Annotated in this window: 19 protein-coding genes; 9 read left to right on the forward strand and 10 right to left on the reverse strand. The window is 43.0% G+C overall.

Annotated elements, in window-relative coordinates:
* The first annotated feature begins 24 nt into the window (after window positions 1–24).
* Both L0M98_RS00520 and L0M98_RS00525 read left to right on the forward strand, forming a co-directional pair.
* Window positions 25–537, forward strand: coding sequence for a HigA family addiction module antitoxin (locus L0M98_RS00520; protein ID WP_186975233.1), 513 nt, complete (start codon window positions 25–27; stop codon window positions 535–537).
* Entirely contained in the window at window positions 518–1177 is a 660-nt protein-coding gene (locus tag L0M98_RS00525; RefSeq protein ID WP_227214583.1) for a nucleotidyl transferase AbiEii/AbiGii toxin family protein, read from the forward strand. Before L0M98_RS00520 ends, L0M98_RS00525 begins: the two co-directional genes overlap by 20 nt.
* A gap of 117 nt (window positions 1178–1294) precedes the next feature.
* Here L0M98_RS00525 and L0M98_RS00530 read toward each other — a convergent pair whose 3' ends face one another.
* The 7 genes from L0M98_RS00530 to L0M98_RS00560 all read right to left on the reverse strand — a co-directional run bounded on the left by L0M98_RS00530 (window position 1295) and on the right by L0M98_RS00560 (window position 9830).
* Window positions 1295–1579, reverse strand: a complete 285-nt coding sequence (locus L0M98_RS00530; protein WP_227214584.1) for a helix-turn-helix domain-containing protein — start codon at window positions 1577–1579, stop codon at window positions 1295–1297.
* A 38-nt stretch (window positions 1580–1617) separates the two neighbouring features.
* Window positions 1618–2040: a hypothetical protein gene (locus L0M98_RS00535; RefSeq protein ID WP_099292220.1), complete on the reverse strand. Its 423-nt coding sequence runs from the start codon at window positions 2038–2040 to the stop codon at window positions 1618–1620.
* Between the two features lie 120 nt (window positions 2041–2160).
* Window positions 2161–2709, reverse strand: coding sequence for a hypothetical protein (locus L0M98_RS00540; RefSeq protein ID WP_099292221.1), 549 nt, complete (start codon window positions 2707–2709; stop codon window positions 2161–2163).
* 24 nt (window positions 2710–2733) lie between these two features.
* Entirely contained in the window at window positions 2734–3363 is a 630-nt protein-coding gene (locus tag L0M98_RS00545; protein WP_186975237.1) for a fasciclin domain-containing protein, read from the reverse strand.
* Between the two features lie 33 nt (window positions 3364–3396).
* Complete coding sequence (locus tag L0M98_RS00550) at window positions 3397–4956, reverse strand: RagB/SusD family nutrient uptake outer membrane protein (RefSeq protein ID WP_227214585.1); 1560 nt, start codon at window positions 4954–4956, stop codon at window positions 3397–3399.
* Between the two features lie 3 nt (window positions 4957–4959).
* Window positions 4960–8430 carry a SusC/RagA family TonB-linked outer membrane protein gene (locus L0M98_RS00555; protein WP_227214586.1) on the reverse strand — a complete coding sequence of 1157 codons (3471 nt, stop codon included), beginning with the start codon at window positions 8428–8430 and terminating at the stop codon, window positions 4960–4962.
* A gap of 173 nt (window positions 8431–8603) precedes the next feature.
* Window positions 8604–9830 carry a FecR family protein gene (locus tag L0M98_RS00560; protein ID WP_227214587.1) on the reverse strand — a complete coding sequence of 409 codons (1227 nt, stop codon included), beginning with the start codon at window positions 9828–9830 and terminating at the stop codon, window positions 8604–8606.
* Window positions 9831–10319: 489 nt separating this feature from the next.
* Between L0M98_RS00560 and L0M98_RS00565 the strand changes: the two genes are divergently transcribed.
* Complete coding sequence (locus L0M98_RS00565) at window positions 10320–10685, forward strand: hypothetical protein (protein WP_099292225.1); 366 nt, start codon at window positions 10320–10322, stop codon at window positions 10683–10685.
* A 74-nt stretch (window positions 10686–10759) separates the two neighbouring features.
* Here L0M98_RS00565 and L0M98_RS00570 read toward each other — a convergent pair whose 3' ends face one another.
* Window positions 10760–12214 (reverse strand): amino acid permease, encoded by a 1455-nt coding sequence (locus tag L0M98_RS00570; RefSeq protein WP_099292226.1) that lies wholly within the window; start codon window positions 12212–12214, stop codon window positions 10760–10762.
* A 105-nt stretch (window positions 12215–12319) separates the two neighbouring features.
* Complete coding sequence (locus L0M98_RS00575; protein ID WP_186975241.1) at window positions 12320–12904, reverse strand: RNA polymerase sigma-70 factor; 585 nt, start codon at window positions 12902–12904, stop codon at window positions 12320–12322.
* Between the two features lie 64 nt (window positions 12905–12968).
* Here L0M98_RS00575 and L0M98_RS00580 point away from each other — a divergent pair, with 64 nt between their 5' ends.
* Window positions 12969–14639: a putative transporter gene (locus L0M98_RS00580; RefSeq protein WP_227214588.1), complete on the forward strand. Its 1671-nt coding sequence runs from the start codon at window positions 12969–12971 to the stop codon at window positions 14637–14639.
* A 24-nt stretch (window positions 14640–14663) separates the two neighbouring features.
* Here the strand turns inward: L0M98_RS00580 and L0M98_RS00585 are convergent, their stop codons facing one another.
* The gene (locus tag L0M98_RS00585; protein WP_186975243.1) at window positions 14664–15212 is read right to left on the reverse strand and encodes a hypothetical protein; all 549 of its coding nucleotides are present in this window, start codon (window positions 15210–15212) and stop codon (window positions 14664–14666) included.
* 325 nt (window positions 15213–15537) lie between these two features.
* Here L0M98_RS00585 and L0M98_RS00590 point away from each other — a divergent pair, with 325 nt between their 5' ends.
* From L0M98_RS00590 to L0M98_RS00610, 5 genes are all read left to right on the forward strand, one after another.
* A complete protein-coding gene (locus tag L0M98_RS00590) occupies window positions 15538–15753 on the forward strand; it encodes a heavy-metal-associated domain-containing protein (protein WP_186975244.1) in 216 nt (71 codons plus the stop codon).
* A 5-nt stretch (window positions 15754–15758) separates the two neighbouring features.
* The gene (locus tag L0M98_RS00595; protein ID WP_227214589.1) at window positions 15759–16529 is read left to right on the forward strand and encodes a YaaA family protein; all 771 of its coding nucleotides are present in this window, start codon (window positions 15759–15761) and stop codon (window positions 16527–16529) included.
* 70 nt (window positions 16530–16599) lie between these two features.
* Window positions 16600–17352: a CDGSH iron-sulfur domain-containing protein gene (locus tag L0M98_RS00600; RefSeq protein ID WP_186975246.1), complete on the forward strand. Its 753-nt coding sequence runs from the start codon at window positions 16600–16602 to the stop codon at window positions 17350–17352.
* Window positions 17353–17491: 139 nt separating this feature from the next.
* On the forward strand, window positions 17492–18253 hold the full coding sequence (locus L0M98_RS00605; protein WP_099292233.1) for a DUF1295 domain-containing protein: 762 nt from the start codon (window positions 17492–17494) through the stop codon (window positions 18251–18253).
* Between the two features lie 23 nt (window positions 18254–18276).
* The gene (locus L0M98_RS00610) at window positions 18277–19569 is read left to right on the forward strand and encodes an NADH:flavin oxidoreductase (RefSeq protein WP_227214590.1); all 1293 of its coding nucleotides are present in this window, start codon (window positions 18277–18279) and stop codon (window positions 19567–19569) included.
* Window positions 19570–19607: the final 38 nt, after the last annotated feature.

The following is a 19607-nucleotide window of genomic DNA, read 5'->3' on the forward strand; positions in this document are numbered from 1 at the left end:
TTTCGTATCTTTGTAAAAAGAATTATGGTGCATAAAATTGACATATTAAAAGGAATTCATCCGGGAAAGATCATTAGCCGAGATTTAAAAAAGAAAAATCTCAGCCAGCGTTCTTTCGCTGCTTCTATTGGTGTTCATAGTCAAACTCTTAATGCTATAATTAACGGGCGGCGGCAACTGACAATTGAATTATCTCTTAAGATAGAACAGGCATTGGGATACGAAGATGGATTCTTATATGCTCTTCAGGCGTATTATTTAGTAATAGAATTTAAGAATAAGGAATTAAGTCGGTCTGTATCTGGAATTCCCAATATCCGAAAGTCTTTGTTTTGGGACGTAGATTTTGATTCGATAGACTGGGGTAAATACAAAAAAGCCGTAATACAAAGGGTTTTAGAACGAGGAAATAAAGCAGAGAAGAAAGAAATAGCACGTTTCTATAATATAGAGGTTACTGAACTTGAAGGTTACAAATCGAACAATTATTATCGGATTACTAAAACGAAACATTCTAATGACAGTATTACATTATGAAACGGTAAAACCATATTTGAAGGAAATTCTTGATATGCTGATGGCGGAAGAATTGTTTAACCCGTTTCGTTTGGTTGGTGGAACTAATCTCAGTTTGCGATTTGGTCATCGTATTTCAGAAGATATTGATTTATTCACAGATGTAGAATACGGTAGTCTAAATTACCGGAATTTTGAATCTTATCTTCGTGCTAGATTTCCATATTATGAATCCACGGATACAACTTCGGTAGTGGGAAATGGCAGATCATATTATATAGGGTTGTCTGCTGATAATTATATAAAACTTGATCTGATGTACACGGATTCTTTTATAAATGAGATTGAAATCATTGACAATATACGTATGGCTAGCCTAAGTGATATTATTGCGATGAAAATGAATGTGGTGTCTTGCGGTGGACGAAAAAAGGATTTTTGGGATTTACATCTTTTGCTTGCTAGATTTCCACTATCTGAAATGTTTGCTTTTCATGAGAAAAGGCATCCGTGGGAACATGAGCCCAAAGAGTTGTTACGATTGTTCACTGATTTTAGTGTTGCGGATGAATTTCCTGATCCTATATGTTTGCTTGGTAAAAATTGGGATGATATAAAACTTGACCTAATTGAGATTGCTGATGAATATGTGGAAAAATAAGGTTCTCATGTATTCTTTAATGGTTTTGATTTTAGTATAAACTTGTCATTGTTTTGCAAATCCACTTTTAACAAGTGGATTTGCAAGAAATGCAGATTGTTTAATACGTGTTCTTCGTTAAAATTTCTTCGCTTCCAATGTTGCCTCGATGTCCGTTTTGCTGAAAAATACTTTGCCTCCTAAACGCCGGAAGGGGAGGATATTTTTGTTGCAATAAACTTGTAATGTTCGGGGGCATATTTTCAGAATGCGACAGACATCGTTGCCGTCCAGCCATTCTGTAGTTGGGGCTATCGTTTGTTGGTCCACTCGGTTGAGCAATATTTCCACTTGGTTCAATAACGTGTGGTTACATTCCAGTAACATGTGGAGTTGATACTCGATGTCAATATATTTTTCCATAATATTGTAGATTTGTGGTTAGTGAAAAGGAAGGGAAGTTATTTTTTTCTCTGTTCTCGTTGCTCCGCATAATCGAGGTACTGCTCCCGCAGTTTGTCCACGTATTTAAGCGGGTTGTAACGCCCGAGAGATTGGTGTATCCTATCTTCGAAATTATTGGCGCATTTCCGGTTCATCATGGCCGAGAAGTATCCCGCGAAAGCCTTTTTCGTGACACCGGGAGTGATGCCTTTCACCGCACCGGAATGCCATAGGAAATTGATTAATTCGTTCAAGTCTATTTCGGTACCTTCAAGCATGAAATCGGATGGACGGAAAGAGGTCGTGCCGAGCAGGCTGGCTTTAGTTCTTTCGAAAGACTCTCGTTGCAAGGTGAGAAACCGGTCAAGATATTTCCGGTGGTCATTTGACAAATCCTGTAAAGACACGAGCTCGTTTCCTTTGGTGATTAATAAATTCAAGTCTATTTCGACTTTATAGGCTTAACATTCCTTGTCAAACGCCGGGAAAACAAGGATTATTTTTGTGAAGGGGTAGAGGAGGGCATTAGTGAAAGTGCCCTCCTGACACACAACGATGGTTTATTTAACGATGATGGTGAAACAATCATTTACGTCTTTCGAGTACCCCTCGTTCGAGAAATTTAAGGAGATCACGTAACGTCCGACGGGAATATCATGTTCAATAGGAACCTCGAATATTCCATTACCTCTAACAGTTAGGCAATCCGCTAATTTATTAGCATCGCCATTCGTTGTTTTGATTTCTTTCACGGTAACATAAATCTGTTGAGTTCCTTGAATGCCTTCGATAGGTACGCTTACCCATGGTTGTTTCCACTTTAACCGATAATAATCTTCTCCTTCTCCTCCCATACCTTCATAAGTAGGTTCGATTCCCCATTCGAGAATTTCTTCAGGTGGTATCCCCATGTTGATTAAATCGTAATATTCCGGGTTCGACCAAATACCCCAACTTGGAGGTGTAATATCTAAATCTTTTTTTACAATCATTGAATCGGTTTCATAACTGGCATTTTCTGTCAATAAATAGCCTATGGTTACATCTTGACACCCGACTCCAAGCCAAGTAACCATGGCAATAATCGTCAATATAATTATATTCTTCATAGTTTTAATTTTTTAATACCTCCATTATATTCTTCCCAAATCGTAATTATAATTCAATGCATGAACTACTCCATTCAGAGGTTGAATGTCTGGGGTGGCGAGAGGAACCATTGTTGCTTTTGTAAAAGAATAAATGTACATGGTCTCGGGACCTAAATCAGGAACTCCGCCATAAGCCGATTTATCTCGATAAATTCGTAAATGACTGCCGCCTAAAGTTTCAACATCCGTTCCTCCGTCTTGTAATTCGTCGTCAATCATATAGTCTACATTACGGTATGCAAAGTCGGCTTTCAAGTATTTTTTGTTCAACACGTGGCGTAGCACGATTGCTTTACAATCCTTTATACTCATCTCGTCCACTGATTCCATACCGTTATTCCATAAATGTCGTAATATAGTGTAACTCGGGGGAGCAAAGAAAGTAATCTCTTTGTAATTCGAGTCTTTTCCCTCGAACATATCGGTTAATCCTGCCCGTTCTATCAATTTTACGGTTAATTCCCAGTTATATGTATCTTTTCGTAAATACTCCATGATAGAACAATCATGATAAGGGCTGGAAACCCCGCTGTCATACCAATCTTGTGCGGTACAAGAAGACAGGAAGATTGCGGCACTAATACAAACAAATATATTATATATTTTTTTCATAAACTTCAATTTAATAGATTTACGTTGTTCCATTTACATTCTTCGTTGCCAATATATATTTTGCCTTAACAAGGGGTTATCCCAAAAATTTGAACTTTGAAGGGCACCAAAGAATACACCGTCAATAATATCTTGGGCGCTTACGTTACGAAAACCGCCATATAATTCCGTTTTGTAGTATTCATTGCGTAACACGTCAAACCAACGTCCACCCTCTATCAGGAATTCTTTTTCCCGTTCTTTAAATATTGTATAACGCAAGTTACCGCCATACTCGGATGCATCATATAATTTTGCTTTTGCACGAGTCCGGATCGTGTTTAGGTCGTCTATCGCACCTTGCAGGTAACTGCCACCTAATCTAGCCCGGCATTCAGCTCTCAATAGAATAATATCGGCTAATCGCCACCAGATTTTATTAGCGTCGAAATTGATAAATTCTCCGCCGCCCGCACCTCCGTCCGTGGAAACATAGGCTTTACGGTGTTTGTAAGGGTAAGCGTATCCGCCTGTTATATCAATATCCACGGAATCACGCATATATTCATACCGATAAAACCAAGCATCTCGTCTTAAATCGTCTTTGGAGAACATTTTTTCAACGGTTTCATTCGTGATTCGGAATCTCATGTATTGTATATTAGCCATCGTTGCCCCCGTAACCACTGGATAGCCTTGATAAAATACTGCCATATCGGTTGAAGCTAGACGTTGATCCCATTTTGTCTGAGCCAATTCATCCCAATAATTTCGGAAAATACTCTCGAAAACACTCTCCTTTGAACCACCCATGAAGGTTGTTTCACACATGTCTTCCGGGGTATCCGCTAGTTTATAAATATCTTCCCGCTTGATGATGTCCGTGCAAGCTTGTTCCGCTATTTTCCACAGTTCCTGTTCATCATAATTTCGGTCTTCCGGTTTTGCCATGTATTTACAACCAGCTTTCCACGCGCACAAATGGGCTAACAAGGCATTTGCCGCACCTTTGCATGGACGGGCACGATGAGTTACAGCATTGCCGTTTGCGTCCGTTAATTTGTCCCATTCGGGGAGAAGTTGTACCGCTTCTTTAGCTAATTCAATGGCGTAATCTATTACTTTTATCCAAGAGGTTTGCCCTTGTGGGGTGGTTTCCACTTCGTCACGAATCAAGACGCAATCTCCGCATAGACGAACGATATGCAAGTAAGCAAATGCTTTAAAGAAGTAGATTTGTCCCCTGTAAAAATCGCGTCTTTCTTTTGGCATGTCAATTTTATCAATATAAGGTAATGGTACATTAGCGTATGAGATTACACGATAAAACCAATCCCAATCTACAATATACATAAAGGGTTCATGTTCTTGTAATAGTGACGATGAACCTTCTTCAATGTAATCCGAATATTCTCCATTGGGGGCAAGGTCTTGACCAACGCATTCATTGCGTACAGAGGCTTCCGCACCCATTACGCCAATCTCTAGTTCTCGTTCTGTTTCAAAAACATTCATGAATGTGACAGAGTTTTCCGGGCTCATGTCCAAGGAATCCACGCAAGCCGTGCAATTCAATAAAAATGTGAAGAGGAATAAATAATATATGTGTTTCATGGTTTAGAATTTTATCGTTAAACCTAAAGTAAACTTGCGAGCCAATGGATAGGGTAATGCTCCATTGTTTCCATCTATTCCGGAGCGAATATCCACCGTTTCCGGTTCTATACCGGAATAGTTTGTCCACGTGAACAAGTTTTCTCCACTGGCAAAGAAACGTAATTCTGAAAGCCCACAACGTTTGATCCAATTTTGGGGGAGCGAATAGCCTAAAGTTACGGTCTTTAGCTTTAACCAGTTTACTTTTTCTACGTCATCCTTAACGCTACCCCAGTTGTGGTCAGCATTTCCTTGCCACATGGGGAAATCTGATTTATCTCCGTTTTTTTCCCAGAAAGTTACTTTATTTAAATTCATTGCGATAGCGGGGTATTCACCGGGCATGCCCAAACATCTTTTAGATATATAATTTATCATATGTCGTCCTAATTGATAGGATATCAGCATATTCAAATCAAAATTTTTCCAACGTACTTCATTCACAATTCCTCCGCTTATCTCGGGTAAGGCACTGCCACAATATACTCGGTCTTCAAAACCGATTTGTCCGTCACCGTTCACATCAATGAACTTGTAATCCCCGGGTTTGAAATAAGTACTATTACCTTCATCTCCTCCTAGATAATGACTTACACCAACAGAATTATAGAACACGGGCATTTCATCTTGTGAATTTATATAGCCGTCTGTTTTAGGTAAATAAATTCCGTTTAAAGCTTTTCCTATAATTCGTTCGGCTCCGTCATCTTTTCCGTTCGTGGATTTTTTGAAGCGATTCCAGTTTTTGGCAGCGTTGATAGAAATTTTCCAATACAGCTCGGGACGTCGGAATATCTCGTAACGAACCATTAGTTCTATACCTTCGTTTGAAATTGTTTTTGCATTTTGCCATTGGGAATCATATCGTTGATAAGAGCCTGTGGGTAAATTGATTCTATCAAGTAATTTGTCTGTAAGCCGGTAATAATAATCAACCGTAAATCCTAAGCGATAGTCAAAAAAATCCAAGTCAGTTCCAAAATCATATTGGTCGGTTTCTTCCCAACTCAATTTATCATTATATAGTCCTCCAAACCATTGGGGACGAATCATTCCGTTACCCATGTAAGGAATATCCGTGACAAAGATTCCTAATGCTAAATAGTTTTGTGCGAAATGCATACCAGAACGTCCCCAACTTGCACGTATTTTACCGAAAGAGAACCATGCTAAGTGTTCTTTTATCCAGTTTTCTTCAGAAAAATTCCATCCTGCTGCGATAGAGGGGAAAGTTCCCCAACGGTTGTTTTTTCCAAATGTGGAACTTCCGTCCCTGCGAATGCTAAATGAAAGTAGATATTTATCTCGAAAACCGTATTCCAAACGGGCAAAATAAGAGAGTAAACATTTTTCTTGCATGTCGGATTGATAATTTTTGAAAGCGATTGGACGAGATTCGCCACCTCCCCAATCTTCATACCCGATATCCGGCATTCCATCCGGGGCATAATATATTTTATCACTTGGTGAATTTTGGGCGTATCCTCCGTTGTATTCCTCTTGATCATACTGGTAAGAGAAACCGGCTACAAAGTCAACATGATGGTCTTCATGAATTACTTTTTTGTATGTCAATAAATTTTCATTTAGAACCATGAGATTTATCCCCGTTTCCCCGATGCTTTTAGAATAACCGGAATAGCTTAAATTTGCCGGTTGGAAATAGTTTCGACGGTCAATGACATAATCAGCAGCCAAGGAAGAAGAAATATTCAATCCCTCTATGATTTCGTAACCTAATTTCATGTTCGTTCTTAAGCGTACGGAACGATTGTTTTCTTTTGTACCTTTGTATGCGTTTAGGGCTTGCTCCCACACGATGGAACCTTCTCCTGGCAATAAGGATGATAATTGATAGGGTTCTCCCGGGACTGTTTCTATTGGGACTGCATTTCCCGAATAAGCTAAATTTTCAGAAGCATTTGAACTTGCCCGTTTTTTTCGTGTGATAGAAGCGTTAAAACGTAAATCTACAGTCAATTTTTTTACCGGATTCACATTTAAATTGGCATTTAGATCAATTCTCCGGTATCCTGTGCCCTTATAAATACCTGTTTCATCGTATAAACCTAATCCGATGGCGTAAGTTGTTCTCGTTGTACCTCCATACGTTTGAATGTTTGCATTTGTAATTTTACCTGTTTCAAAATACATTTTGAAAAAATTCGTGGAATTGTTGTAAAAAGGATTTAAACTATCTTGAAACATCGTGCCATTTCCTGTTCCCCAATATTCCGTGTTTGGAATCCAATTTTTATCTAATGTGGCTCCTTGTGTATTGTGTTCGTATTGTTCCTTTAAAGAAGTCGGGTATTTCCAGCGATTGGTTTCTTTATCTAAATATGCGCGATAATACTTTCTATTGGCAGCCAAACGAAAGGCTCGTTCTGCTCCTCCTGACGTTAAATCGGGATAACGTGGTAGAATGCTCCATGATTGAGAAAAATTGACAGAAAATGTAGCATCTTGATCTTTCAATCCTTTTTTCGTGGTAACAATAATTACTCCGTTTGCTGCACGTGAGCCATAAATTGCCGCAGAGGAAGCATCTTTTAATACTTGAATTGATTCGATCATATCCGGGTTTAAATCAGCCAATAAGTTTGCTCCCGTGATAGGTGAAGTAAAAGAGTTTAACGGCATCCCGTCCACCACCCACAAAGGATTGGAAAAACGACGTTTTTGTTCGACATCTAATGAGTTGTAACCCCGAATTGTGACTGCAATATCGCCTCCTCCCGGTGCTCCGGAGATATTGGTTATATCCATACCGGCTACCCGTCCTTGTAATAGGTTAGCAATACTTGATGTCGGAATTCCTTTTATTTCATCAGCCTTTATCGTTGACACTGCGCCTGTCATTTTTCTTTTCGTGGTATTTCCATAGGCAACAACGACAGTTTCGTCCAACATTTGTATGTCTTCCTCTAGGGTGATGCGGAGGGTATCTGTTTTTTCCGTGAAGTTGATGACTTGTGTTTTGAAACCCACGAAAGAAAATTCTAAAGAGCCTTTGGTTGTTGGAAGTTGTAAAGAAAACCAACCTTTATTGTTTGTTGCTGTTCCAATGCTCGTGTTAGCTAGTTTTATAGTTACTCCCGGCATCGGTTCTTTTTTCTTGTCATAAACCCAACCTTTTAACGTGATAGATTTTTTTTCGTCCTGTGTATTGGCTTTGAGTTTGATAACAATAGCGTTATTTAGAACGACGTATTCCAAGTTCGTGTTCTCCAAGCATTTTTGTAGAATCTTTTCTATGTCTACATCGGTTTCATTAAGCGTGATGCCTTTCACGGGTGCAATGTCCGTATCATTGTACATGAAGGTGAAGTGGCTTTGTTGCTTTAACTCCCAGATTACCTCTTCCAAGGTGGCATTTTTCTTCTTGAGCGTGACTGTTTGTGCGTTCGCCCCGGCAAAGGTTTGTATCACGAAACACGTGAGTAATAGTAATGTCAATTTCATACATCTAATCATTTTTCGCGTATTTCCCCCGGAGGGAAAAACGCTTTTCCATCTTTTTTTCATAACTTTGTTCAGTTAATTAATGACTAATTAATTCCTAGGATCGGGAAATGTTGGAGCAGGCCCCGATCCTTTTCTTATTATCGGGTTTGAACGGTAATCGTGTTTGCCTTCCGGACGGCAAGCACTTTCCCGCTCTCGTTGATAATTTCCAGTAAGTTGTCGATTTCTTCGTATTTATCCAGATTCGCCGAAATTTTTATCTCTTTCGCTTCCGGGTTGGTGTAGAAGATTGTCATCCCGTACCAACGAGCCACCTCGTTCATCACGTCTTCCAAACGTTGGTTGCGGAAGACAAACATCCCTTTCACCCATCCCGTGTATAAGTCCGTGTCCACTTTTTGGACGGAAGTTTCTCCGGTTATCCTATCCAGACGGAATTGCTCCGAGGGTTTCAACAACACTTTCGATTTGTCGGTGTAAGCCCAAACGGAACCTTCCACCAGCGTGGTATGCACGATGTCTTCGGTGGGATAAGATTTTACATTGAAACACGTTCCCGTCACTTGTACTTTCATGCCCTTCGTGTTTACTATGAAAGGCCATCCTTCGGCATGCACGACTTGGAAGAATCCTTCTCCTTCGAGAAACACCTCTCGCGGTTTCCCTTCCTCGAATTGTTCGGGAAAGCGTAATTTCGATTCGCAGTTCAACCATATTCGAGTCCCGTCGGTAAGTGTCACTCCATAGTCTGTTCCTGCCGGGATTTGTATCGTGTGGTAGGAAGGAAGTATTATCTGTGAATCCCGAACCTGTTGATGTTGTGAACCTGCCGGGCTATTTGTTTGATAGGCAAGTAAATTCGAGGAGTCGTTCACGATCTGTGTACCTTGAGGTGTTTCCAAGTGAATCTCCGTTTGAGTCAGATCGTAGACTTGTCCCGATGCGGTTGTCAATATGGCACCTTGTTTACCCTTGTGTACTTCTTCTGCCACTTGAATCGTTTTCTGTTTTGTAAAATGCTGTTTTAGCATCAATCCTCCCGCCACGCTCAGCAACACGCCCGTGCATGCAACCACGGATAGCCACGCTCTCCTTCCAACTCGGTGTTGCCGTATCGTTCGACTCCTTTGTGAAGTCATATTCTTTTCTTGTACCTTTTGCCGGAACTTCTTCCACTCCTCGCTCACCACGATCTGCCGCCCGTACTCCTCGCGTAAAAACGCCTCTCGATTCAAGATTACCTCCTCGAACAATTCTTTGTTCTCTTTGATAAGTAGCCACTCTATAAACTTTTCGTCCAACAACTTCTCCGGCTCCCTCAAATGAGAAAGAATAAATTCTATTCTATCGTATTTTTCGTCCATTTTCAGCTTTTTTCTTCTTGTTTTCTTATATCACAGATTCATCTCGAAAATGGGTGAGAAAAAAATGAACTTTTTTTAATTTTTTTTCGTCGAACTTATCCCCGGGAATTTGAAACATGACCTAATACTTTTATTTACACCAATCTAACGCAATAAAAAAAGAGGGCGTATTTCCCGTTTGCTTTCCCGTTCGCCCTCTTAACAAATTCGAATTGTCGCACAAATGTAATAAATTATTTCAATATTAGAATAAAATGCGTGATTTTGAAATGTTTTTTTGGTGGGAATATGATTTTGAATTGAAATTTCGGGATGTGAATTTTTCTGATAGTTGTAGACTCGTTAATGGATTAGGAAGATTTGGCTATTTCCTTTATTATTCGATTAAAATCATTTTTCGTGGAAAAATGTGGTGTTTATATTTTTTTGTATATATTTGTAAAACAGTGATGATGTATTAAGGTATGTTTATTTTATTTCAAAAGTAGCATGAATAGAGAGGATTATTTATCTCAGATGAAGGCACTTGAGGATATTATTATTGATGCTCGTTCGCAACAAGATACTTTGAGGCAGCAGTATATAGATGCCAATAAGAAGTTTGATGTAAATGAGAGGATCAGGATAATTACTCCCGGTTTTAGAAGAGTTACTCCGGATGAACAAGGAAGAACGCGTATTCCCGAAGATGTGAGGTATGCTTATGTAGAAGGATACACGATAGACAGTCAGGGGAAAATAACGTATTTACTGGCGAAGGAGACAACGACTCATCGGAAAGCGGTAGCAAAGACTTCTTACACGGAGTTTGATATTCTTGAAAAGATAGATCCGGAAGCACTTCCGGTTTTGTAAAAGAGGGGAATATCCCGGTGCATAAAAAAAAGAGCGATAAGTGAAAAACTTACCGCTCCCGGTATGTTATGCGGTTAATGTCCGCTTCGTTGGCGTTTCTTTTCCATCGCGATACTGATTATGAATGGGATGGAGAAGAATACCACGGTTCCTATGACGACAAGTCCGGTATACATTGCCGGGCTGCCGACAGGCAGTTGGGATGGTGGGAAGAAGGTGACAGCGAAGGAGAATAGTACTGCAAGAAAGCCTATGCCCGCTATAAGCCACATTCCCAGATTTCCTCCCGGTACCCGGTAACTACGGGGAAGGTCGGGTTGCGTGTACCTCAGCTTAATGCCGGAGGCGTACATCATCATGTACATAAGTAAGTACAATCCGATCGTGAGGGCGCTCAACAGGAAGAATGCAACGCTGACGTCGTCCATGATCATGTAAAGTGAAGATAGAACGGAAACGATACATCCTTGTATGATAAGGATGTTAATTTGTATCCCGTTTTTATTGGTTTTCTTCAGTAAATCGGGAAGTTGTCCGTCTTTTGCTGTCCAGAGTAGACCGCGGCTGGGGCCGGATATCCATGACATAACTCCGGCGAGAGCCCCGAAAGCGACAAGGAGTCCCATCACGTTGGATAGCCAGCCGACATGGTAATGGTCGAACAATTGTTGGAAGGTGGTAAATAATCCCGATTGAAGGTTTATCTGGTCATAAGGGGTGACGATTGCCACTGCCAAAGCTCCTAGGGTAAACAATGCGAAAGAGATCAATGCTGCGAGGAACATGGCGGCCGGGAATTGTTTTTGAGGGTTTTGTAATTCTTGGGCGTGTACGGCGTGTACTTCAACTCCGGCAAAAAGAAGTAATATTCCTGCAAGGAAAGCGATATCGCTCATTCCCGTGATGTGAGGGAACAGACGGGGATGCACGTGATGTGCGGCGTCTATATTTACAACTTCCGAAACGGTGGCCGGCACGTGTTCCAGAGCTATCGGGTTTTTATCAACCATCCAGATGATAGCCATAACGATGACGACGATTCCGGGTAATACCGTTCCGATCAAGAAGCCTTGGCTGGTGAGCTTGGATACGGTGGAAGTCCCCTTAAGGGTTACCCACGTGGCAAACCAGTACATGATGATAGAGAATAATCCGACAAACATTCCGTTCTGTGCCAGATCGGGTTTGCCTATCATGTACGCGATGGATGCGGCGGCAAAACCGAGGACGGTAGGATACCAAACCACGTTCTGTATCCATTGCAGGAAGATAGCGGCAAATCCCATCCGTTGGTTGAAAGCTTCTTTTACCCACGTGTAGACGCCTCCTCCTTTGGAGGCGAAAGCACTACCTAATTCCGCTCCAACAAGGGCGGCGGGAATAAGAAACAGGAAGGTGGCAAAGAATATATAGAAGAACATGGTAAGTTCTTCTTGTGCCATCATTGGTAAACCTCGCAGGCTGATTACCGCGGCGGCGGTCATTAGCGCGAGTTGAGTTGTAGTGATGTTCTTAGTTGGTTTAGTCATAACGAAAAATTTAAAATGAGATATGTTTTCCTCCGTTTTTATTTAATATTTTTCGTTGTAACGTGGAGAGAAGAAGATTTGTTATGTAAATTTCTAATAATTTGATTATCGTTGATAGCCCTCCGGTGTGCTATCGTTGCGCAAAGAGTCTTCGTGAACGAGAAGAAGTAATAGCAGAGAAGAGGGAAACTCGTCACGTAATATATTTAATCCGGTGGTTACGTGTGTTTTAACGGTGTTGACCGAGATGTTAAGTTCTTCCGCTATTTCTTTGTATTTTTTGCATTCTATAAAGCATAATTTCATCACCCGCGAGCAACGTTCCGGAAGTTGGTCTATTCGTTTTATGATACGGTTGATGAGTTCATCCCGATCGGAAGGCTCGGATAGGGTGTATACCGGTTCCTCGACAAGTGCCTGTTGTGCGTGAGCGTCCTCTACTTTCCGGTGTGCCAAGTAATTGATTGCCCTGTTGCGGGTAAGGCTGAACAGGTAAGGCAGGATAGGACGGGAAAAGTCTATTTCTTCCCGGTGACTCCACAAGCTGAGAAATACGTCATGAACGATATCTTTCGAGGCGTCCGGATCGTTCACGAAAGTAGTAGCGTGGGTACATAACGTTGCAAAGTGCTGTTTGAAGATATCTTCAAACCCGGTACACATCGATTCTTTGTTTTTCACGCGTTCCATAATCCAACTTTGATTGTTGCAAAGGTAGGAAAATTTATTAATTTTGGCATTCAAATTTCAATATATGGAATGGTTGAATAGTTTATTTGTAGAACACTCTGTTATTCAGGCGGTAATCGTGATATCGCTGGTTTCGGCAGTGGGATTGGCTTTAGGGAAAATCAGTATCTGGGGAGTATCGTTAGGGGTGACGTTCGTGTTCTTTGCCGGTATTATGGCAGGCCATTTCGGTCTCACGATTGATCCGCAGATGTTGAATTACGCCGAGAGTTTCGGGTTGATTATTTTCGTGTACGCTCTCGGTTTGCAGGTGGGACCCGGTTTTTTCTCGTCATTGGGAAAGGGCGGTTTGAAGTTGAATATACTGGCAATGGTCGTGGTGGCTCTCGGGGTAATGCTGACTTTGGGTTTTCATTGGACGACGGGGGTATCTTTGCCGGACATGGTAGGTATTCTCAGCGGTGCGGTGACAAATACCCCGGCGTTGGGAGCGGCACAACAGACGTTGAAGCAGATGGGAGATCCGACGATGGCTCCTTCCGATATAGCGTTGGGATGTGCGGTGGCTTATCCGTTGGGGGTAGTCGGGGTGATTCTTGCCGTGATTTTCGTGCGTAAACTTTTTGCCTCGAATATCTTTTTCAAGAAATCGAATGATGATAAGCATAAGAAGACGATTGTTGTGGGGTTGAACGTGAGCAATCCCGGCGTGGAGGGCAAGACAATTAAAGATATAGCGCGAATGGCGTCGAAGAGATTCGTGATTTCCCGTTTGTGGCGTGACGGGAAGGTAGTCATTCCGGCTTCCGACACGGTAGTGCAGCTTGGCGATCGTTTGCTGGTTATTATCACGGAGAGTGATGTTGACGCTTTGTCGGGAATGATTGGTGAGCGGGACACGACGGATTGGAATCAGGAGGATATCGACTGGAATGCCGTGGATAACCAACTCGTGTCGCATCGTATCGTGATTACACGTCCCGATATTAACGGGAAGCGGTTGGGGACATTGCGCCTACGGAACGAGTTCGGGATTAACGTGACTCGTATTTACCGAGCGGGAATCGTGCTTTTGCCGACACCTGATCTTGTCTTGCAGTTGGGCGACCGTTTGAATGTGGTTGGTGAGGAGGCTGCTATTGCCCGGGTGGGGGAAGCTGTGGGTGATGCCGTGAAAGACCTTGACGAACCTAATCTTGTGGCGGTGTTTATCGGTATGGTATTCGGTTTGTTGCTCGGTTCAATACCTTTGGCTATTCCCGGTATCAGTTTTCCGGTGAAGTTGGGATTGGCGGGAGGTCCGATTATAATGGGTATTCTGGTCGGTGCTTTCGGTCCTCGGATACATATGATTACTTACACGACGATTAGTGCGAACTTGATGTTGCGGGCTTTGGGACTTTCGATGTATCTCGCTTGTCTTGGGCTGGATGCCGGTACGCATTTCTTCGAAACGGTTTTTCGTCCGGAAGGAGCGTTGTGGGTGGCTCTCGGTTTTGCTATCACGGTGGTTCCTGTCGTGCTTGTGGCGGCTGTGGCAATCAAGTGGATGAAGATTGATTTCGGTTCGGTGGCGGGAATGTTGTGCGGGAGTATGTCTAATCCGATGGCGTTGAATTATGTCAACACGACCGTGGATAATGATTCTCCTTCCGTGGCATACGCGACAGTTTACCCGTTGACGATGTTCGTACGGGTAATTCTGGCGCAGGTGATTTTGATGTTGTTTCTTTGAGTGTAGGCTTGTGAACTTTTATTTTCAGAGGCAGAAGTCGCTTTTTTCCCATTCAATGGAGCATCCTGTGATTGGGACGGCGCCTTTGTCAGTGATATCGAGCAGTTCATCTTCCATTTCATAGTAAGCGAAGCCGGCTCCTATGACTAGCTTTTTGTAGATTTCGTTTATGTCGATAGCTTTCGGCACGAGTTTTCCTTGCCTTATGGATACAGGGGTGAGTTTTTGTCCTTTTACCCCGATTTTTATTCTTCCGCCGATAAACAGGATATGCCAACCGTCCACCACGGGCAGGTCTTGCGTGGGATATAGCACGTGTTCTCCTTTTGTGCTGGTAAAGGTGATTTTTGCCGGACGTATTTCACGATTTTTCCCGAATATTTTACTGGCGAGAGTACCCTGTCTGGTCATTTCGTCTATGGTATATTTGAATTCATCAATGAGGTCGGGCATGAGCATGTAAAGTTCTTTCTGCGGGTCTTCGTCCCATTCATCGAGTTTCATTTCCAATATTAGAGCAAGAGCCATGAGAGCCTCTGGTGCCACGTGGAGGGTAATATCTTTTCTTTTCATAGCTGTATGTTTTATATTTTCCTTCTTGATCATTTGTATTTATAGCCGGGAAGTAAGTTACGCGAATATTTTATAAAAAACAACGAATTGTTTCATTTTTCTCCTTGCGGACGGTAGGTAGACACGGGAACAGGCAAAGATTTTATGGAGATCCTATAATAATGTCAAAAAAAAGTTTACCCTTGGTATGGAATTTGGTGATCTAATACTTTATATGCCTGTCATTTGAAACATAGAAGCACTTGTATTCGTAAACATATAAATGATAATTTGCAATGTCAGGTAATGATAGTCATATCTTGTAAACTTTATAAACAGATTAGACATGGAAAAGAAATTTCGATTCAAGACAAACCTAAAATGTAATGGTTGCGTATCAAAAGTTACCCCGTACTTGAATAGCACGAGGGACGTTACGGATTGGACTGTTGATTTGAAACATCCCGATAAAGTACTGACAGTGACGTTGCAAACGGGCGATACCCGTTCCGTGCGCAAGGCATTCGAGGGTGCGGGGTATAAAATTGAAGAAATACATTAGAAGTTATGTTGATTATTTTATCACCGGCAAAGGCCATGGATATGTCCGCGGTAGAGAAAGATGTTCCGGGTTCTATACCCGAGTACGCGACCGAGGCGGAGTATCTTGCGGAACAGATGCGTCGTTTTTCGGCATCCGATTTAGAGAAAATGTTAAAGATCAGTGATAAGTTGGCTCAGGAGAATTACGAACGTTATCAAAAGTTCGGTAGTTTGTCGAATCCTCGCAAACAGGCGTTGCTGGCATATAACGGGAGTGTGTTCAAAGCTATTGATCCTGCTTCATTCGCGGTAGACGATCTGAGATATGCCCAGAATCATCTCCGTATTATTTCAACGCTCTACGGGTTGGTACGACCGCTTGATCTGATACAGGCGTACCGTATCGCTTTCGCGGTAAAATTGAACGGGACAAACGGGGGTGATCTTTACGATTATTGGACGCCCAAGTTGACAACCCCGTTGCTGGATGCCCTACGTTCTGCCGGTGGTATTATGGTAAACCTCGCCAGTCTTGATATACAAGGGGCGTTACAAATGGACGTGATCCGGGAAAAGGTGAAGGTGATCACACCGGAGTTTCAAGAGTGGCGTGACGGGAAATACGAGACAATTCGTACTTATGCCAAGGTAGCACGAGGTATTATGACCCGTCACATTCTGCTCAACCGTATCGAGGTCCCCGAGGAGTTGAAGTCTTTTCGTTGGGACGGTTTCACGTTTAACCCGGAACTATCGAATGAAGAACATTATTTTTTCACGCGGGTGAAGAAATAATGTGGTGATTTCTTGAAACAAAACCTTATTTTTTTACGATATATCTATCATGTTATAAATCTTATAAGTCATGAAAGAGCGTAAAATAGAACCGGGGACACCCCTGAACGATCATAAGTATTCTATCGTGGTGGATCGCAAAGGACCTTATATGGTCTACGGGCGTCCACCCATGAAACAACAGTTTATCGTGCAAAATGAGGAAGGTACTTCGTGGTCGTATCGCGACGGTATCGAGTTCGATTTGGAAGATGACCCCGTGGCGCTTTGTCGTTGCGGTGCATCAAAGAATCACCCCTTTTGTGACGGTAGCCATTTGACCACCAATTGGGATCCCTCGCTGACTGCCGATAATATACCTTTACTCGATAACGCCGACGTGTTCGACGGTCCGGAATTGGAATTGACGGATAACGAGAAATATTGTGCTTTTGCCCGTTTTTGTGATGCTTACGGTAAGGTGTGGAATCTTGTCGAGGAATCCGACGATAAGGAAGCACGTGAACTTACCGTGCGCGAGGCGAATTATTGTCCTGCCGGAAGACTGAAGGCGTGGGACAAGGAGAAAGGTGAGTTTATCGAGAACAGGCTGACTCCCTCGCTCGTGTTACTTGAAGATCCTCAGGAACGTTGCAGTGGTCCGCTGTTCGTGAGAGGGGGGATTCCTATTGACGACACGGAGGGGGTAAAATACGAACTTCGCAATCGGGTTACTCTTTGTCGTTGCGGTGCCTCGTCCAACAAGCCATTCTGCGACGGTACGCATGCCAGTATCCGTTTCCGTGACGGATTGCCGGGACCGCACGGGGAAGCTAAACGATAAATAGGTTCATAAAGTTCATAAGGTTTGTAAAGTTTATAAAGTAACGGGTGCTTCTCGGACTGTGTCTATTACTTTATAAACCTTATAAACTTTATAAACTTTTTATTAGTTTTGCCGGAAACTAATAAAAGGTTATTGTATGGATACATTTCATATATTTTTATTCGTGATGACCGGAATTGCGGTTATCGTTTTCGTGGCACTTTATTTCGTGAAGGCGGGATACGGTATGTTTTTTGATGCGAAGTGGGGACGTCCGCTGAATAATCGGTTGGGGTGGGTGCTCATGGAGAGTCCCGTTTTCGTGGCGATGTTGCTTTACTGGTATTTTTCCGATCGTCGTTTTGATATTGTTCCGTTTTTATTCTTTCTTTTTTTCGAGATACATTATTTCCAGCGTTCGTTCATTTTCCCGTTTCTGCTGAAGGGTAAGGGACGTATGCCGTTGGGTATCGTGCTTATGGGAATCACGTTCAACGTGCTTAATGCATGTATGCAAGGGGGATGGATATTTTATTTCTCTCCCGCGGATATGTACACGACGGCGTGGCTGACCACCCCGCAATTTATCATTGGTACGGTCGTATTTTTCGGGGGGATGTTTATCAATCTTCATTCCGATTATATTATCCGGCATTTGCGTCGTCCCGGTGACACGGCTCATTATCTGCCTCGCGGCGGTATGTTCCGTTACGTGACTTCCGCGAATTATTTCGGTGAAATCGTGGAGTGGACAGGTTTTGCCATACTCACGTGGTCTCTTTCCGGCACGGTATTTGTCGTTTGGACATTCGCGAACCTTGTGCCGCGAGCGAACACTATTTATCATCGTTATCTTGACGAATTCGGTGATGAGGTGCGCGCGATGCGTTTGAAGCGGGTGATACCGTTTATATATTAGTTCTCAAAGATAAAAAGGTTAACATGAAAGAAAACACCACTAACAGCAACAACCTGCAACTCGCCAACGGCGAATGTAACCTGCAACCTGCAACTGCCGAAGGCAACAAACTGTTCACGCCTTATAATATCGGTCCTTTGACATTGCGCAACCGGACGATTCGGGCGGCTGCTTTCGAGGGAATGTGCCCGGGGAATGCCCCGTCGGATATGTTGCATGATTATCACGTGGCGGTAGCCCGCGGGGGAATCGGTATGACCACCTTGGCATACGCGGCAGTGACGAGGAGCGGATTGTCGTTTCCTCACCAGCTATGGTTGCGGCGGGAGATCATTCCCGGTTTGCGGCGTATAACCGATGATATCCACGCCGAGGGAGCCGCGGCATCTATTCAAGTGGGGCATTGCGGGAATATGTCCCATCGCTCGATATGTGGTTGTATGCCTCTCTCCGCGTCCAGCGGTTTCAATATTTATTCGCCCACGCTCGTGCGGGGAATGAAACGGGACGAGATCGTCGATATGGCACGGGAGTATGGCAACTCCGTGCGTCTTGCCCGAGAGGCGGGATTCGATGCCGTGGAGATTCATGCCGGGCATGGTTATTTGATTAGTCAGTTTCTTTCGCCTTATACCAATCATCGTCGCGACGAGTATGGTGGTTCGCTCCAGAACAGGATGCGTTTTATGCGTATCGTGATGGACGAGGTGATGGAGGCGGCGGGCGATGATATGGCTATCCTCGTGAAAGTGAATACACGCGATGGTTTTCGCGGTGGCATGGAAGTACCGGAGTGTATCGAGGTTGCGAAAGCTTTGGAAAAATCAGGAGCACACGCTCTTATTCTTAGTGGCGGGTTTGTTAGTCGGGCTCCGATGTACGTGATGCGCGGGGCTATGCCGATACGTTCTATGACACATTATATGCATCAGGCGTGGTTACGCTGGGGGGTACGTTTGGCAGGACGTTTTATGATTCCGACGGAGCCTTTCAAAGAAGCTTATTTTTATGATGACGCGATAAAATTTCGTGAGGCGTTGCATTTGCCTCTCGTCTTTGTCGGTGGTCTGATAGCCCGTGACACGATAGATCGGGTGCTGGATTCGGGATTCGAGTTTGTTTCTATGGCAAGAGCCTTACTTAACGAACCGGATTTCGTGAACCGTATGGCACGAGAAGAGAACGCCCGAAATACTTGTGAGCACGTCAATTATTGTATTGCCCGAATGTACTCGCGTGAGATGGCGTGCCATCATCACTTGAAGGATTTGCCGAAATCGCTGGTAAAGGAAATGGAACGATTAAATGATTTATGATTTATGATTTATGATTGCCGATTGGGTGATTAAGTGAT

Source organism: Butyricimonas sp. DFI.6.44 (genome assembly GCF_022132345.1).
In the GTDB taxonomy this organism is placed as follows: Bacteria; Bacteroidota; Bacteroidia; order Bacteroidales; family Marinifilaceae; genus Butyricimonas; species Butyricimonas muris.

Excerpts from the sequence above, each read along its gene's own strand:
- L0M98_RS00525 (WP_227214583.1), top strand. The coding sequence starts at position 518 with ATGACAGTATTACATTATGAAACGGTAAAACCATATTTGAAGGAAATT.
- L0M98_RS00570 (WP_099292226.1), bottom strand. The coding sequence starts at position 12,214 with ATGACTAAACCAACTAAGAACATCACTACAACTCAACTCGCGCTAATG.
- L0M98_RS00595 (WP_227214589.1), top strand. The coding sequence starts at position 15,759 with ATGTTGATTATTTTATCACCGGCAAAGGCCATGGATATGTCCGCGGTA.
- L0M98_RS00585 (WP_186975243.1), bottom strand. The coding sequence starts at position 15,212 with ATGAAAAGAAAAGATATTACCCTCCACGTGGCACCAGAGGCTCTCATG.
- L0M98_RS00550 (WP_227214585.1), bottom strand. The coding sequence starts at position 4,956 with ATGAAACACATATATTATTTATTCCTCTTCACATTTTTATTGAATTGC.
- L0M98_RS00540 (WP_099292221.1), bottom strand. The coding sequence starts at position 2,709 with ATGAAGAATATAATTATATTGACGATTATTGCCATGGTTACTTGGCTT.
- L0M98_RS00545 (WP_186975237.1), bottom strand. The coding sequence starts at position 3,363 with ATGAAAAAAATATATAATATATTTGTTTGTATTAGTGCCGCAATCTTC.
- L0M98_RS00575 (WP_186975241.1), bottom strand. The coding sequence starts at position 12,904 with ATGGAACGCGTGAAAAACAAAGAATCGATGTGTACCGGGTTTGAAGAT.
- L0M98_RS00610 (WP_227214590.1), top strand. The coding sequence starts at position 18,277 with ATGAAAGAAAACACCACTAACAGCAACAACCTGCAACTCGCCAACGGC.
- L0M98_RS00520 (WP_186975233.1), top strand. The coding sequence starts at position 25 with ATGGTGCATAAAATTGACATATTAAAAGGAATTCATCCGGGAAAGATC.
- L0M98_RS00590 (WP_186975244.1), top strand. The coding sequence starts at position 15,538 with ATGGAAAAGAAATTTCGATTCAAGACAAACCTAAAATGTAATGGTTGC.
- L0M98_RS00605 (WP_099292233.1), top strand. The coding sequence starts at position 17,492 with ATGGATACATTTCATATATTTTTATTCGTGATGACCGGAATTGCGGTT.
- L0M98_RS00560 (WP_227214587.1), bottom strand. The coding sequence starts at position 9,830 with ATGGACGAAAAATACGATAGAATAGAATTTATTCTTTCTCATTTGAGG.
- L0M98_RS00600 (WP_186975246.1), top strand. The coding sequence starts at position 16,600 with ATGAAAGAGCGTAAAATAGAACCGGGGACACCCCTGAACGATCATAAG.
- L0M98_RS00580 (WP_227214588.1), top strand. The coding sequence starts at position 12,969 with ATGGAATGGTTGAATAGTTTATTTGTAGAACACTCTGTTATTCAGGCG.
- L0M98_RS00530 (WP_227214584.1), bottom strand. The coding sequence starts at position 1,579 with ATGGAAAAATATATTGACATCGAGTATCAACTCCACATGTTACTGGAA.
- L0M98_RS00565 (WP_099292225.1), top strand. The coding sequence starts at position 10,320 with ATGAATAGAGAGGATTATTTATCTCAGATGAAGGCACTTGAGGATATT.